Source organism: Microcystis sp. LE19-195.1E, assembly GCF_027532095.1.
GTDB classification, from domain to species: Bacteria; Cyanobacteriota; Cyanobacteriia; order Cyanobacteriales; family Microcystaceae; genus Microcystis; species Microcystis aeruginosa.
Genome location: NZ_JAPZSZ010000121.1, coordinates 1 through 13,943 on the forward strand (window position 1 = coordinate 1; position 13,943 = coordinate 13,943).

Here is a 13,943-nt window from a genome sequence, read left to right on the forward strand (position 1 = left end):
TCAGTCTGTAGAGCGACCATAAGACCACAGAACAGAGTAAATCTGTTAAGGCAGGTGCGGAACCCCGCAAGGGAAAGAAGCAGAAACCTAAATCGTGAGGTTTGGGAATCGCCGTCCGTTTTACGGCGGCGAGGATGTCAAACAGATATATCAATTTATTTTCTGAGAGTTATCTAGTGGGAGCGGAACAAAGAAGCTATTAAGGACTAGAAAAGTGCCTTGAGCTAGTTTTTTTTAAACAGATAGTTGGGAGCAGAAAAACTACTTTTCTTTTTTGGTCTCAGGCAGAGAAGTTAATTGACTTAAGACATTTTGTTCTAAGTTACTTTGAACTTCCTTGGCGAGATTGAGAGCAAAGGGAGTGAGAGTTTGCAGTTCTTTCGTCGGTTCTAAGGGAATCACCAAGGAAACGGCTATCCAGGGTACTCTCTGTCTTTTTAATTGCGCCCATTGGTCAAGCCAATACCACACCGAGGGATCGTAATGACCACCACCTAGCCAAGCATACCATTGCACCACGGCAAAGGTGTTTTGTGTCCAGGCACGATAGAATCGAGCCGTGGCCTTTCCTCCCGACTGGGTGGGGATTAATAGCTCGGTTGTTTCCCCCTGATTCCAACGACTAATCGAAGTGATATCCGACCATTCTAATCCTGGTTGATTTTTATAGTATATCTGTGGCTTTAAAAGCACGGTGATCCTCTTGCCTTCAGGAGTTTCCACCACTTGTACCGACCATTTTCCCTCACCGATTTCTCCTTGGCTCTGGTCGATGGTTTTCAGGTCAGAGAACTTGATTCCCGATTCTTGTAGGACTCGCATTTTCTGAATATTACCGATTCTCGGTTGCTCCACCCAAGACCACTGGCCAGAAATTAAATTGGGCAAGATACCGCCTAAAATCAATAGCAGCAGCAGGCACAACAGCAGTAAATAATTACCCGGGAGCTTTTTTTTGACTTTATCTAACACTAAAGTTACCTCGGCTGGAATTTTTTGACTAATCATCCTGGTTACCTTCCTCTTGAGCTAGGGACTTTTTCTTAACCGCCTCGCGATACTGCATGATTTGGAAGACCAAAAGGATCAGTAATAACATAAAGACGGAGTATAAATCACCCCCCCAGCTATCGTGGAGTAATTTAAAGTTTTCCTCTTGTCCCGTGCCGTGAAACCAAGCTAAAAGCGCGTTACGAATAATATTAGCCCCGACACTAATTCCAAAGGCACTGAGGAGCATAAAGCGGGTTTTACGACCGTTTTCGATGGTATCAGTCCAATGGAGCAGCAGGAGGGTGACGTAAAGACTGGTGAATAACATTTTCAGCCCCGCACAGTAGGGAGCGACTTCCACCATCCTACCTTCTACCGCTACATAGATACCGTCAACGGAGACATCTAAGCCGGCTTGCTGGAGAATAAAACCAGCGCAAGCGGCAATAAAAACCTGTAGGGGTAGGGTATAGGGAGCAATCAGGTAGGGGATAGGATTAGGGGTCGCTAAGGCTGTTAAAAGTAGGGGAAATCCTTGCAATTTAAAACCTTCTGTTCCTTTTAACCAGAGACAGATTCCTGCTAAAATAATCGGAAAAGACATACTAACCCAAAGGGAGGAACCGAGGAGATAAAAAATCGCTCCTAGGGTTAACAAAAACGCTCCTAGAGGGTGGGAGCGATCTTCGAGGCGTTGCCATTTTTTGCGATTCTGCCAGACAATATAGGCGGCGTAGGGAAGGCCGATCAAGCCGTGGCTAAAGTATTCGTGTTCGATGCCGATCGATTTATTCAGCCAACCATCGTACCAGTGAAAGATCACCGGACCATAGATAACCGCCAAGAAACCGATCATCAGCCAAGATTGCCGATTTTTGTGGGAGACGGGGGATAGGGAAGGACTAATACCCATAGGACGGAGCGATTTAGTGACAAATTCTGAATTTATGTTACCCGATGATCGCAGTGATCTGTTCAACCACGATTTCAATCTGCTCCTCGCTGATACCGGGGTACATGGGGAGAGAGACAATTTCTTCACAGAGAATCTCTGCATTAGGAAAGTCTCCCTGTTGATAACCGAGGTAGCGATAGGCCGGTTGCAGATGACAAGGAATCGGATAATGAATGCCGGTTTGAATACCGACGGCAGTTAATTGTTCTTGTAGTTGTTGGCGCTCAACGGGACAATGGGGGAGGATGCGAATAACGTAGAGATGATAGACATGACCGGTCTCGGTTTCGTCTCGTACGGGTAAAATACCTTGATCGGCTAAAGGAGCCAAAAGCCTGTCGTATTGTCTTGCCGCTCGCTGACGGGAGCGATTCCAGCCTTCCAGATGGGGTAATTTAATGTTTAAAATGGCGGCTTGTATGCTATCCAAACGGCTATTAGTGCCGATATCGGTGTGGAAATACTTGCTCGGGGCGCCATAATTTCTTAAACTGCGGGCTTTTTGGCTAATTTCTGGATCATTGCTCACTAACATTCCGCCATTGCCAAAAGCACCCAAATTTTTACTGGGATAAAAACTAAACCCCGCCGCCACACCGACACTGCCGGCGCGATAACCTTCTCTACTGGCTAAATGGGCCTGGGCCGCATCTTCAAAGATAATCAGATTATAGCTGCGGGCAAAATCCTGTAATTGTTGGGGTGATACCATCTGTCCGTACAGGTGTACGGGGAGAATGGCGCGGGTGTTGGGGGTAATTCTTTGGGCAGCCGCCGCGAGGTCAATTAAGGCCGTATCGAGGTGACAATCAACTAAAATCGGTTTGGCCCCCGCTTGAATAACACCCATGAGGGTAGCGACAAAGGTATTAGCGGGGACTAGCACTTCATCCCCGGCACCGATGCCGTAAGCTTGTAAAGCCAGGGCAAGAGCAGCCGTGCCAGAAGCTACTCCCACAGCATACTCGACTCCGCAAGCTTGGGCGAAGGCGGTTTCAAATTCGGCTAAAGCTTGGCCTAAAACAAAATCTCCCCGGTCGATAACTGTTTGGATTGCCTCGGTAATTTTTGCTTGTAGGGGCTGATTTTGCCAAGTTAAATCGACAAAGGGAACTTTGATTAAATGGGAATTCATCTAGTGCTTGTTTATGGAGACATTATTAATTGTCAAGAGACTAGCATAGATTTGAGCAACTTGGCTAGATTAGTAGGCTCTCTTGTCCTTTCTGTCTTCTTCTCCGTGTCCTTTGTGCCTCTGTGGTTTATCCTTAATCCTGCAATTGGGTTTTTAAAGTTAGATTGGGAGTTAATCCTACTATTAAAAACGGATTTGGTCTAATTTGCGATCGCCGAAAAGATCGTGATTAATCATGGTATTTGTCCGATAGAACTGGTTATTATGAGTGATTTTCCCGCTTTAACGGCGTTAATTCTGGCTGGTGGGCAAAGTTCCAGGATGGGAGAAGATAAAGCCTTATTATCTTTTCAGGGTGTCTCTTTTCTAGAGAATACTTGTTTAATTGCCCAAGATTGTGCAGTACAAGTGTCTGTGATTACGCCTTGGCCGGAACGTTATGAACTTATCATTCCCCCATGCTGCCGGATAATTAGGGAACCTCTCCCCACTAGGGGGCCTTTATTGGCCTTTGCCTTGGGATTAACTTTTGTATCAACCGATTGGGTTTTATTGCTCGCTTGCGATTTACCTTTACTAACGCCCCCAATTATGCAAGAATGGTCAAGATTATTAGCCACTGTACCAGAAAATGCCATCGCTTTGGTTCCCCGGTGCGGCTCTCGTTGGGAGCCTCTCTGTGGTTTCTATCATCGTCGTTGTTTAGAATCTTTGCAGACTTATATTCAGCAAGGGGGAACTTCTTTTCAAAAATGGTTAAATGTCTCCGTGGTGGAGGACTTAATCATCGATAATTCCGAGATTTTATTTAACTGTAATACCCCGGAAGATTTAGAGATAATAATAAACTCCCCAGATGTTGACAGTAAGAAACCCTAGCACAAAAGGGACTAAAAGTAAAGAGATCGGCGAAGAAATATTGGATAAATGGCGATAACCATAGTAGAGAATTCCGGTTAGATAACCGCCAGTTACACCGATAATTGCGCCGACAATATCGCCATTTATGGATAAATAGGAAGTGAGCAAAATGACGATGGAAAAGGGCAAAATTATCAAGCCACCTAAAAATATATCGCCAGTGAGACTACCATATTTATTACTTAATTTTCTGCCTAACCAACTAGATAAAGTCAGAATAATAAAAGGAAATACTGCCCAGCCTAATAACAGCAAAAAATCAGATTTAACTGTCCAGTTTTGCCAAGTAAAAGCGATGAAAAAACTGCTGATGATTGCTGCCAATACACCCGTAGCCAAAGCCTGATTACGGTTAAGCTTTAAAAAAGCCTCTGCTAGACCTGTCTTGGGTTTGAGCAAAGATGAGCAAGATATTTTCAGCAAATTAAAAACAATAAAAAGAGTTTTTGACCACTTGATCGATTGCCGTTGTCGATAACTTTTCTGAGGGTCTCTTAATTTATTTGCAATGGCATGATAGCGGCGAAAATTTCCCTGTTGCTTAAATTTATTGGCCGCTATTTGGAAATCTTTTCGTGCTGCCGGCAGTTCCGAGAGTTCCTCTAGAGCCAATCCTCTTTGATAATAGAATTGGGGGTTATCTGGGTCAATGGCGATTGCTTGACGGTAAGCTTCTAGGGAGGATTGGGTGTAACCGAGTCGTTGACGGGATAAACCGAGGTAATAGTAAGCTTGGGAACAATCGGGTTTTAACTGCAAAACTTGGCGACAATCGCTTAAAACTTGCCGATCCTGCTGATTATGGTAGTAAACTTCCGCCCGTTGCAGATAGGCCTGCCAAAATTGCGGATTAATTGCGATCGCTTGCTGGTAAAATGCGATCGCTAGTTGATAATTTTTCTCCTGAGCGTAGTGCCATCCCTGTTGATAAAAATCCTCGGCACTGCGGTTAAAAGTGGGTATTTCTGGGGATAAACTGCGGTCATACTCTTTTCTTTTCTCTTTATCGCTCAAAACCCGATAAGCTTGTTCAATTTCCCGAAATTTTGTCACTGCCTCTGGATCATTGGGATTATAATCGGGATGATATTGCCGGGCCAGACGACGAAAAGCGGCTTTTATCTGATTATTACTGGCATGACGGGGAATTTGCAGGATTTCATAGTAATTTTTCATACTCGAATGCGGGGGTAATTTTCAACTACTGAAAATTGTTGCCAATGGCTCGCCGAAACGACTATCATTGTCAATTAAATAGCTTTTATTGAGAGTTGATCGCTTATGTCTGCCTACACTGCTTCCTCCCTGAAAGCGGAACTCAACGCGCGGGGGTGGCGCTTAACTCCCCAGCGAGAGAAAATTCTGCACGTTTTCCAGAATTTACCGAAAGGCAATCATCTCAGTGCCGAAGAATTGCAGGAATTACTGGACAAACAGGGGGAGGGAATTAGTTTATCGACGATTTACCGCAGTGTTAAACTGATGTCGCGGATGGGAATTTTGCGGGAGTTGGAATTGGCCGAAGGTCATAAACACTACGAACTCAATCAACCCTATCCCCACCACCATCATCATTTGGTCTGTATTCAGTGCAATAAAACCATCGAATTTAACAATGATTCCATTCTCAAACACAGTCTCAAACAGTGTGAGAAAGAGGGTTTTCAGTTAATTGACTGTCAGTTAACGGTGATGGCCATCTGTCCGGAAGCTTTGCGGATGGGTTGGCCGTCGGGAATACCGAGTAATTGGGGCTGTACGCGTTCGCTGGTGGATACTCGTTTCCAAAACTGCGAGATTCCCGAATCAAAGGAGCCAGAACCGGAAAACTAGGCATCTAAGCGGACATTCCCAACTGAAAACCGAGAGCTTTTTTCTGCATTAATTGGAAAATATTATAAAATCCGTTGGCGCGGGAAGGGGTAAGACTGACTTTTAAGCCGGTTTCTTCGATAAAATCCGGGGTGACTTGCAGGATTTCCGTGGGAGTCAGTCCATTTAAACCCTCGATTAACAAAGCAACTAAACCCTTGACTAATTGCGCGTCGGAATCCCCTTTGTACCAAACCTGGCCATTTTCGAGGTCGGCAGTGATATAAACTTGGGATACACAGCCATGAACTTTATTAGCGGGTATTTTGGCAGATTCTGGTATTGGTTCTAGTTTTTTAGCAAAAGCTAGTAATTGTTCGTATTTTTGCTTAGGATCGGTACGGCGTTTGAGGCGTTCGACGATGCGATCGAGATTAGACGGGAGCATATTGCGAGTTAAAATAAGAAAAAATTAGCCAATAGCTTTTTTATATTAGCATTCTCGCGGAAGTTGAGCGCTGTGGTTATCGGTGCTAGGACTGCCTTGGTCAGAGGGTCTGGAGGCTATCTGCTAGAATTGGCATCAATCAAACGCCACGCTTGCAGGAGCTATGGATAAACGCCGTACCAAAAATATAAAATCTCCTTACAATCCTAGGCAATACCGGACTGCCGTTTCAATTTCTTGCATTTTTTCTTCGGATAGTTTCCCAACTGGTGCCGAGGGGAAGCGATTTTTATCAATTGAACGAATTTGAAAACCAAGAAAGACTGTTTCTAAAGGAAGCCCACTTTCATCAGTCGAAACGCGAACATTAGTCGGATAATCTTGGCGAATATTTTCTCCTTTCGTCCCCACCACTACCATCACCACTAAGGGTAACTGATTGATCACATCAATAGATAATACTAAAACTGGTCTAGTTCCTGCTTGCTCTTTTCCTTGAATCGGGTTAAGATTAACGAAATAAATTTCACCTCTTGCGATAGTCATTTTCTACAAACCGTCCATTTCAGAGACCATAAACTCCTGATTAATGGTAGCGATTTCTCCTAAAATATCCAGATCATCTGCCATTATTTGCAATTGCTCTTCATCAATTAATTGAGTTTCTATTGTCAATTTTACTTTAGTATTCGGCTTAAGATTAAAGGTTTCAGTAGGATAAAAAGCTTCTCCATTGAAAATAGCAGTAATTTTTTGATTCATCATTTCTGTACCAACATAAATCAAGCTTCTCTTACTTGATGATACCAAATAAAGTATCGAAAACCTCCGCTTCGAGAGAGGAAACCCTCGCCTCCTCTCCCTTGTGGGCATTACTTGCGGGCTTTGCGGACGGTACCCCCTAGCATTAATCCGCCCAAGGTGATAAAACCGAGAAGGCTAGAAGGTTCTGGAGTGGTCGCAGTCGGGGTGGGAACCGTCAGCACCGAAGAGATTCCGTACAAAGGGCGGAATGCTACCGGACCGTTAAACCCTGGACCAAAATCGCTCCCATAACGAATCCAAGTTACGTTCGTTCCATAGCTCGATCCGATAGTTACTGGTACCGACCCAAGTGGACCTAAATTAGGTTCCGACCAAGCAACTCCCGAAGATAAAGTCCCCGTCCACACATCACCGAATAAATAATGACCAGATTGCGACATCGAAATACCACCATCATGACAAATGATGCCAGCCGCTGGTATATGGGGACAGATATCGCCATCCCACAGGTCGGAGTTACCGAAGGCGATCAGTTTGCCATCTAGACCATAGATAGGGACACTCGTGTCAACTGTATTGGTTGAGGTATTGTCGATCGCATTCACACTAGCTGTCGAACCGATCACCTTCCAAGTAATACTAGCAGGGTCGATTCCTACATTCGTAAAAGCGTCATTTAATATTGTTGAGGTGTGCGCCTCATTGTCAACAAAGGTGTTGTAGGTATTTATGTCAGTGCTTGTTGCTTGAATCGTGCCATCCGTAACAAATACCAAGCGATACTGATTACCAGGACTAAGACCAGAAGGAATCAGTTGAAAAGCTTCTGCAATGCCAGAGATGCCCAGAGTCGCAAAGGCAACCCCAGATAAAATGCCCATAATCGTTAGTTTCATCTAAAATCAAGCTCTTTGAGCGTTGTAAGGATTATGCAAGTTTTGGAACCAAGTAAATTCCAGAAAAATCGTACCCCCCCCCGCACATTTGTCAAGTCTTTTACATAATTCTTAATATTTCTTTCCGTTTTGCTCTCTGGCTCTCGTCCGGCTTCTCGACGGAATCGCTAAAATGATCAGGGGTGTTTTAGAGGTAAGTCTATGAGTGAACCGGTAACTCTTGAGGATATTTACCAGCTATTCCGCGCTTCCGCCGAGGAATATGATCGCCGGGCTGAGGAATATGATCGCCGGGCTGCCCAATCCAAGGCGGAATATGATCGCCTGGTTGCCGAATCCAAGGCGGAATATGATCGCCATAGAGTCGAAATAGAGAACCTCCTGGCCGAATCTAAGCTAGAAAGCGACCGCTCGATGACAGAACTGAAACGGACGGTTGAACGAACCAGCAAAGCGGTAGATAGTCTCACCACTCGCTGGGGTCGATTTGTGGAAGAATTAGTAGAACCGGCGGTTTTACGGCTTTTTCAGGAAAAAGGCATCGATATTAAAGAAGTTTATCCCCGCGCTAGAGTCAAACGTCAGGGCATCGCCATGGAAATTGATATTCTAGCGGTAGATGATACCGATCTCGTGGTGGTGGAATGTAAATCTAGATTATCTAAAGATGATGTGGATGAATTTATTGAAAAATTGACCCGTTTTAAAATCGCTTTTCCCCATTATAAAAACTATCAAGCTTACGGTGCGGTGGCGGGAATTGAAATCAACGAGGGGATCGATCGATACGCTTATAAAAAAGGTCTATTTGTGATTAAACCCTCTGGGGATACGGTGGCCATTATTAATGATGCCGACTTTCAACCGAATACTTGGTAATTTCCCTAGTCAAAACAATCGCTATGGTTAACCTTTCCTACAATAAAAATCGCCTTCTTCCCAGTATCGGGAAATCGCTATTTAACCGCAGAGGAAAGGGCGAGGGCAGCTGCGGCGCTCGCCCAGCAAGAACGTTTAGCCAAAGAGGAAGCGGAACAAAAAGCCCAACGACTAGCGGAAAGACTAAGATCACTGGGTATCAACCCCGATGAAATGTAAGGGTGGGTTCCAGGCAATTTTAGGGGATTAATCGCGTAATAATTCCGGTTCGGTTAATTCGTCGGTCATTTCCATCAAGGCCCGTTGGACGGGTTTAATCATCGGGTCATCGATATTTTCTACGGTATCGTAGCGGACGCGTTTGGCCCGTCTAGCGACTTGCACGACGATCGAGTAACGATTGCTGGCCGCATTCATCAGTTTATCGGTGAGATAAATCATCTCGGAGGAGTCGAATTTAAACCGTTTGGACATAGTTATATTTAGCCTTCTCTGGTGAATTTGGCACTTGTCACTGATAATAGGTTAGTGATAAGTTTTATTACTCAGTCCACCTTACCATATTTTGTCCACCTTAAGGATAGGGTTATCCTTGATCTCGATCGGATTTTGTCAACTACTTTTTACAAAACTTAAATCAATTTTATACAAGTTTAAAAATATACAAATAAAGAGATAATTTTTGAAATAAATAAACCCAAAAAAGGGACACCATTGCCGGGGCTGTAAATACACTTGAACGTATAACTTCCCCCTCGATTTAGCTTCCGGTGATGCTATCCCCATGGCCTTGACGGCAGCGGCAATCAATGGTTAAAAATAAACAGATGCTGGATCCCCATCCAACATCCGCATTCTAACTCTGCACACATTTTGCTAAGTCCTCATGATAAGTTAAAAAACGCTTCCTTTTTGGGGGCGTTTTTATTTATTCGATTGAAAAAACCGATGACAATCATTACTAAAGCTGATAAGAAAGTGGGGTGTGGGGTGTAGGGTGTAGGGTGTGGGGTGTGGGGTGTAGGGTGTGGGGTGTGGGGTGTGGGGTGTGGGGAGAATAAAGCTGCCTATTGCCTATTGCCTATTGCCTATTGCCTATTGCCTATTGCCTATTGCCTATTGCCTATTGCCTATTGCCTATTGCCTATTGCCTATTGCCTATTGCCTATTGCCTATTGCCTCCTGACTGACTCCTGACTGACTCCTGATAACTGATAACTGATAACTGATAACTGATGAAAAGATTAGCTTGGTTCGAGCGCTTAGTGTTAGCGACTATTTTGGCCTTAATTGCCGGGATATCGTCGATTTTGATCCAGGGAAATCAAGTTCCTACCCGAGGGGAGAATTTTAGCTGGCAAGGACGAAAAATCGGCGTTAGGGACAATTATTTTACTTTAAGTTTTAATCGACCGATTGACCGTTCCGACATAGAAACCGGACTGGTGATCGATCCTCCCTTGCCGGGTAAAATTAGCTGGTCTGGCGATCGCTTGACCTATACCTTGACGGAATTGCCCATCTACGGCAAAAAATATCAAGTAAAGTTACCCATTGCTCAAGGTGAGGACTTTATCGGGGAATTTTACACCCACGATCGAGCTTTTGCCTATATTGGAGTCAACCAAGAGGAAAGAGGCCGTTTAATCGTCTGTAATATCATTCAGGGGGCAAATAACGTCACAGAACTGAAAAAAACCATCCTTACCCCTGCGGATCTGGTGGTCACGGATTTTCAAATCTATCCGAGGGGGGAGAGAATTTTATTCTCGGCCTTCGATCGATCTGACTTAGGACGAGACACCCCGAAACAGCAACTTTACACGATTACCACGGGTTTAAATCATGACGAACATGGTCAAAATTTGCCCAGTGGTCGTATAAAAAGGTTTTTAGATGCGAAAACCTATCAAAATCTTCGCTTTGATCTCTCAGATAACGGCAAAACCCTAATCGTGCAGAGAATTAATCACGGTAATCCGGGGGATGCCAGTTTATGGGTAATCAGGGATGATGGACAATCGCGACCGTTAGGAATACAAGGGGATAATTTTTTACTATCTCCCGACGGTAAAAAAGCGGTTGTCAGTCAAACGGGAGGGGTAGCGGTGATTCCTTTGGATGTCCAAGCGGGAAAACCGCAATTTTTGCCTACCTACGAGAAAATACTCGCTTTTTCCCGGGATGGTCGCCAAAAATTAATGGTGAAATCAGAACCGGATAATCAGCGATCGCTATTTTTGCTCAACGATCAGGGAGAGTCAAGACTACTATTAAGAACAGCTAATCCGATTATTAGCTGTGAATTTGAACCGCGACAGGAAAAAACCCTTTACTGTCTGAAAAGCGATCTGGTCATGGGCAGCGATGGCAAAGTGAAAGAAGAACCATTTTTAGGGATTATTGAGCTAAAAACGGGTAAAATGATGCCCCTGCTGGCCTTGCCTAATTATCGTGACGTGCAGATGAGTATGTCTCCCGATGGCGTGGCCTTATTATTTGATCAGTTAGCAACCACACCCTTTGGAGTCAGAAATGATTTAGTCACCGGGGAGGGGTCGAGCATTGCCGATGGTCGTCTCTGGTTATTACCACTCCCGGATCAATTCAGTCCCAATAGCACCCCGAAAATTTTACCTCAAGAACTCAACGCCGGTTTTAAACCCCGTTGGCTGCCCTAATACGGCAGAATTAAGGAGTTAGGAGTCAGTCCCGATGAAAAAATTTTCACCCCCACAGATGAAAGAGGTTTCCTTCCCCACACCCCACACCCCACACCCTACACCCTCTTTCAAGTCAGGAGACAGAAGAGAAATCGTTACCTAATCAGGTGACTCGGAGAATACTGACTCCCGAAAACGAAAACCTCATACCTCACCATTAAGATAAGTGCTATATGCTAGTTCAGCGATTTGCTTTTTTATTGCGTCCTAGTGGCGATATCGAGATCGAGCGGGGGATTCGGACTTTATTGGCGCTCGCGGTACCGATTATTATCGGTGATATTTTAGATCAGTCAGAATTGGGGTTAATGGTCGGTTTAGCGGCTCAAACCTTGATTTTAGCCGATGTGGGGGGGCTTTACTGCCTGAGAGCGAAAACCCTGGTCGCTACGACTATTGGGATGGCTCTAGCTTTGATTATCGGTACATTAGCCAGTGCTTGGCTAGGATTGACCGTGGTGATAGTTTTTTGCGGGTTGTTTCTAGCGGGTTATTTGACAGTTTACGGGGAAAATGGGGCGTTAGCTGGGGTAGTAATTAGTTTATTGCTGCTTTTTGCTGTTTCTTTGCCATCGGGAGATATTGTCGTCGCTTTACAACGGGCCGGAATCGCTGTGTTGGGAGGGGGATGGACAATTTTTTTAGCCCTGTTTATCTGGCCTTTTCGCCCTAATCAGCCTTTACGTCAGGTAACGGCGGAAAATTTTCAGGGTGTCGCCACCTATCTCCGCTCTTTGCCCTTACACTCTCGTTCTAATGCTAATGAGGAGCCATATTTTGACAAAATCCGCCAGCTGTTGCTACGTTCGAGGAAAACTGTCACCTTGACGCGTCGGGGACGTTGGGGAAAAAGTGAGCTGCGGGAATTGTTAATCGTCTTGATTGAAGATAGCGATCGCATTAATACCAGCTTAATTGCGCTGCGAGAATTGCTTCATCTTCATCCCTTGCCACAACTGACCACGGTGGGTATTTTATTAGAAGATATTCTCGTGCAAGTGGCGGAAATTAGCGAAGATATTGCCTGGTTAATTTTGGGTAGAAATAAACAACCGGATTGTGAGCGCTTGCAGCTATTACTCAAGGCGATCGAGCAACAAAAAAACCTGCAAGCTAAAGTTTTAGAAAATGCCCAGGATGATTATACCAGTTATGTGGCAATTTCGCAATTAAATAATCGTTTAAAAAAATTATTTAAACAGCTAAAAATAGCCAGTGAAACAGCGCAACATTTGCGGCAAAGCGAGAACTTTTCCGATAAAAAAAATCCCCGGCAGCGGAACTTTGAAGGGATAGAAAAAGAGTACAGTCAAGAAAAAGCTTGGTGGGAACCATTAAGAGCTAATTTTAATCTAGAATCGCCCCTATTTCGCCATGGTTTACGCTTGGGTTTGGGAAGTGCGCTAGGAGTCTTGATTTACCATAAGCTAGGAATTACCCATAGTTTTTGGATTGGTTTAACCTTAGTTATTGTGTTAAAACCAGATTTTAGCTTGACTTTTCAACGCTTTTTAAATCGGGTGTTTGGCACGATTTTAGGCTCGTTTTTTGTTTTGGCACTGTTGCCAATTATAGATAATCCGATCTGGTTAGAAATTATTGGAGTGATTTCTATAGCGATCGCTTTAGCCTTGGTGCGATTTCACTATAGTTTGGCCGTATTTTTTATCACAATTTTTGCTTTAATTATCAGTCGTCTCGATGCCAGCAATGACGGGATTAATTTAGAGTATATCAGAATAGTTTATACTTTAATTGGTAGTGCTTTAGCTTTTGTACTTTCCTTCGGTTTTTTACGGGTTAATGAAGATGAACGTTTTTCCCTCGCTGCCATTAAAGCATTAGAAGCTAATCAAATATATTTTCAGTCAGTTATGGCAGTTTATTTAGGAGAATCATCCTATCAAACTGCAATTTTATCTTCCCATCGCAATAAAGCTCGACGAGCAAATACAACTATGCAAACGGCCCTACAAAGATTAATTGATGATCCTAGCACACCCTTTCCACAAATGGAACCGGCAATCACTTTAAGTAATTATATTCCTCGTTTTGGTCGCGGGGTGACAGTTTTATTGACGGAATTGGAACAATATCGCGGTAGTCCTCCCCATCCTAATCTCAGTCTGTTCACGCAACAAATAACCCAAGCTTTGACGCAATTAACCCAAGCTTTGCAAACAAATAATCCTCCTCTTCCCTTACCTCCCCTCGAAGATACTTTAGAAGAAGTCCTCGATCATTTGCAAGAATTGCGAGAGGAAAGGTTAGTAGAAATTGCCCATCAAAAAGAGGGAACTAATCTCCATAAATATTTAGGGGATTATAATATTGTCACCACGGAACTTGTGGAATTATCCAGTCGTGTGGGGGTAATGAACACAGCAATCGATCGTTTTATTAGAAGTTAAAATTT

The 13,943-nt window shown here is 44.0% G+C and carries 14 protein-coding genes; 5 read left to right on the forward strand and 9 right to left on the reverse strand.

The window, feature by feature from the left end:
* Positions 1-261: 261 nt before the first annotated feature.
* The 3 genes from O9300_RS07245 to O9300_RS07255 are packed head-to-tail and all read right to left on the reverse strand — an operon-like array spanning position 262 to position 3,083.
* Positions 262-1,008: a cyanoexosortase B system-associated protein gene (locus O9300_RS07245; protein ID WP_287970951.1), complete on the reverse strand. Its 747-nt coding sequence runs from the start codon at positions 1,006-1,008 to the stop codon at positions 262-264.
* Positions 1,001-1,906, reverse strand: coding sequence for a cyanoexosortase B (gene crtB, locus O9300_RS07250; RefSeq protein ID WP_287970953.1), 906 nt, complete (start codon positions 1,904-1,906; stop codon positions 1,001-1,003). The genes O9300_RS07245 and crtB overlap by 8 nt, the downstream gene beginning before the upstream one ends.
* A 37-nt stretch (positions 1,907-1,943) precedes the next feature.
* Positions 1,944-3,083 carry a DegT/DnrJ/EryC1/StrS family aminotransferase gene (locus O9300_RS07255; RefSeq protein ID WP_287970955.1) on the reverse strand — a complete coding sequence of 380 codons (1,140 nt, stop codon included), beginning with the start codon at positions 3,081-3,083 and terminating at the stop codon, positions 1,944-1,946.
* Positions 3,084-3,347: 264 nt separating this feature from the next.
* Here O9300_RS07255 and O9300_RS07260 point away from each other — a divergent pair, with 264 nt between their 5' ends.
* The gene (locus O9300_RS07260) at positions 3,348-3,962 is read left to right on the forward strand and encodes a molybdenum cofactor guanylyltransferase (RefSeq protein ID WP_287970992.1); all 615 of its coding nucleotides are present in this window, start codon (positions 3,348-3,350) and stop codon (positions 3,960-3,962) included.
* Here O9300_RS07260 and O9300_RS07265 read toward each other — a convergent pair.
* Positions 3,915-5,180: a DnaJ domain-containing protein gene (locus tag O9300_RS07265; protein WP_287970956.1), complete on the reverse strand. Its 1,266-nt coding sequence runs from the start codon at positions 5,178-5,180 to the stop codon at positions 3,915-3,917. The two genes, O9300_RS07260 and O9300_RS07265, sit on opposite strands and share 48 nt — an antisense overlap.
* Before the next feature lie 105 nt (positions 5,181-5,285).
* On the opposite strand from O9300_RS07265, the gene O9300_RS07270 reads away from it, so the two are divergent.
* Positions 5,286-5,837, forward strand: coding sequence for a ferric uptake regulation protein (locus tag O9300_RS07270; protein ID WP_287970958.1), 552 nt, complete (start codon positions 5,286-5,288; stop codon positions 5,835-5,837).
* Positions 5,838-5,841: 4 nt separating this feature from the next.
* On the opposite strand, the gene O9300_RS07275 is transcribed toward O9300_RS07270, so the two are convergent.
* The 4 genes from O9300_RS07275 to O9300_RS07290 form a co-directional block, all read right to left on the reverse strand.
* The gene (locus O9300_RS07275; protein ID WP_046663438.1) at positions 5,842-6,264 is read right to left on the reverse strand and encodes a SufE family protein; all 423 of its coding nucleotides are present in this window, start codon (positions 6,262-6,264) and stop codon (positions 5,842-5,844) included.
* 198 nt (positions 6,265-6,462) lie between these two features.
* Positions 6,463-6,810 carry a type II toxin-antitoxin system PemK/MazF family toxin gene (locus tag O9300_RS07280; protein ID WP_002790184.1) on the reverse strand — a complete coding sequence of 116 codons (348 nt, stop codon included), beginning with the start codon at positions 6,808-6,810 and terminating at the stop codon, positions 6,463-6,465.
* 3 nt (positions 6,811-6,813) lie between these two features.
* Positions 6,814-7,029, reverse strand: coding sequence for a hypothetical protein (locus O9300_RS07285; RefSeq protein ID WP_044034854.1), 216 nt, complete (start codon positions 7,027-7,029; stop codon positions 6,814-6,816).
* A gap of 107 nt (positions 7,030-7,136) precedes the next feature.
* The gene (locus O9300_RS07290; RefSeq protein ID WP_287970961.1) at positions 7,137-7,925 is read right to left on the reverse strand and encodes a PEP-CTERM sorting domain-containing protein; all 789 of its coding nucleotides are present in this window, start codon (positions 7,923-7,925) and stop codon (positions 7,137-7,139) included.
* Between the two features lie 201 nt (positions 7,926-8,126).
* Between O9300_RS07290 and O9300_RS07295 the strand changes: the two genes are divergently transcribed.
* Positions 8,127-8,804: a DUF3782 domain-containing protein gene (locus tag O9300_RS07295; protein WP_287970962.1), complete on the forward strand. Its 678-nt coding sequence runs from the start codon at positions 8,127-8,129 to the stop codon at positions 8,802-8,804.
* A 246-nt stretch (positions 8,805-9,050) separates the two neighbouring features.
* Here O9300_RS07295 and O9300_RS07300 read toward each other — a convergent pair whose 3' ends face one another.
* Positions 9,051-9,278 (reverse strand): DNA-directed RNA polymerase subunit omega, encoded by a 228-nt coding sequence (locus O9300_RS07300; RefSeq protein ID WP_002761217.1) that lies wholly within the window; start codon positions 9,276-9,278, stop codon positions 9,051-9,053.
* 761 nt (positions 9,279-10,039) lie between these two features.
* Between O9300_RS07300 and O9300_RS07305 the strand changes: the two genes are divergently transcribed.
* Positions 10,040-11,485 (forward strand): Ig-like domain-containing domain, encoded by a 1,446-nt coding sequence (locus tag O9300_RS07305; RefSeq protein WP_287970965.1) that lies wholly within the window; start codon positions 10,040-10,042, stop codon positions 11,483-11,485.
* Positions 11,486-11,700: 215 nt separating this feature from the next.
* Positions 11,701-13,938, forward strand: coding sequence for an FUSC family protein (locus O9300_RS07310; RefSeq protein WP_287970968.1), 2,238 nt, complete (start codon positions 11,701-11,703; stop codon positions 13,936-13,938).
* Positions 13,939-13,943 lie beyond the last annotated feature (5 nt).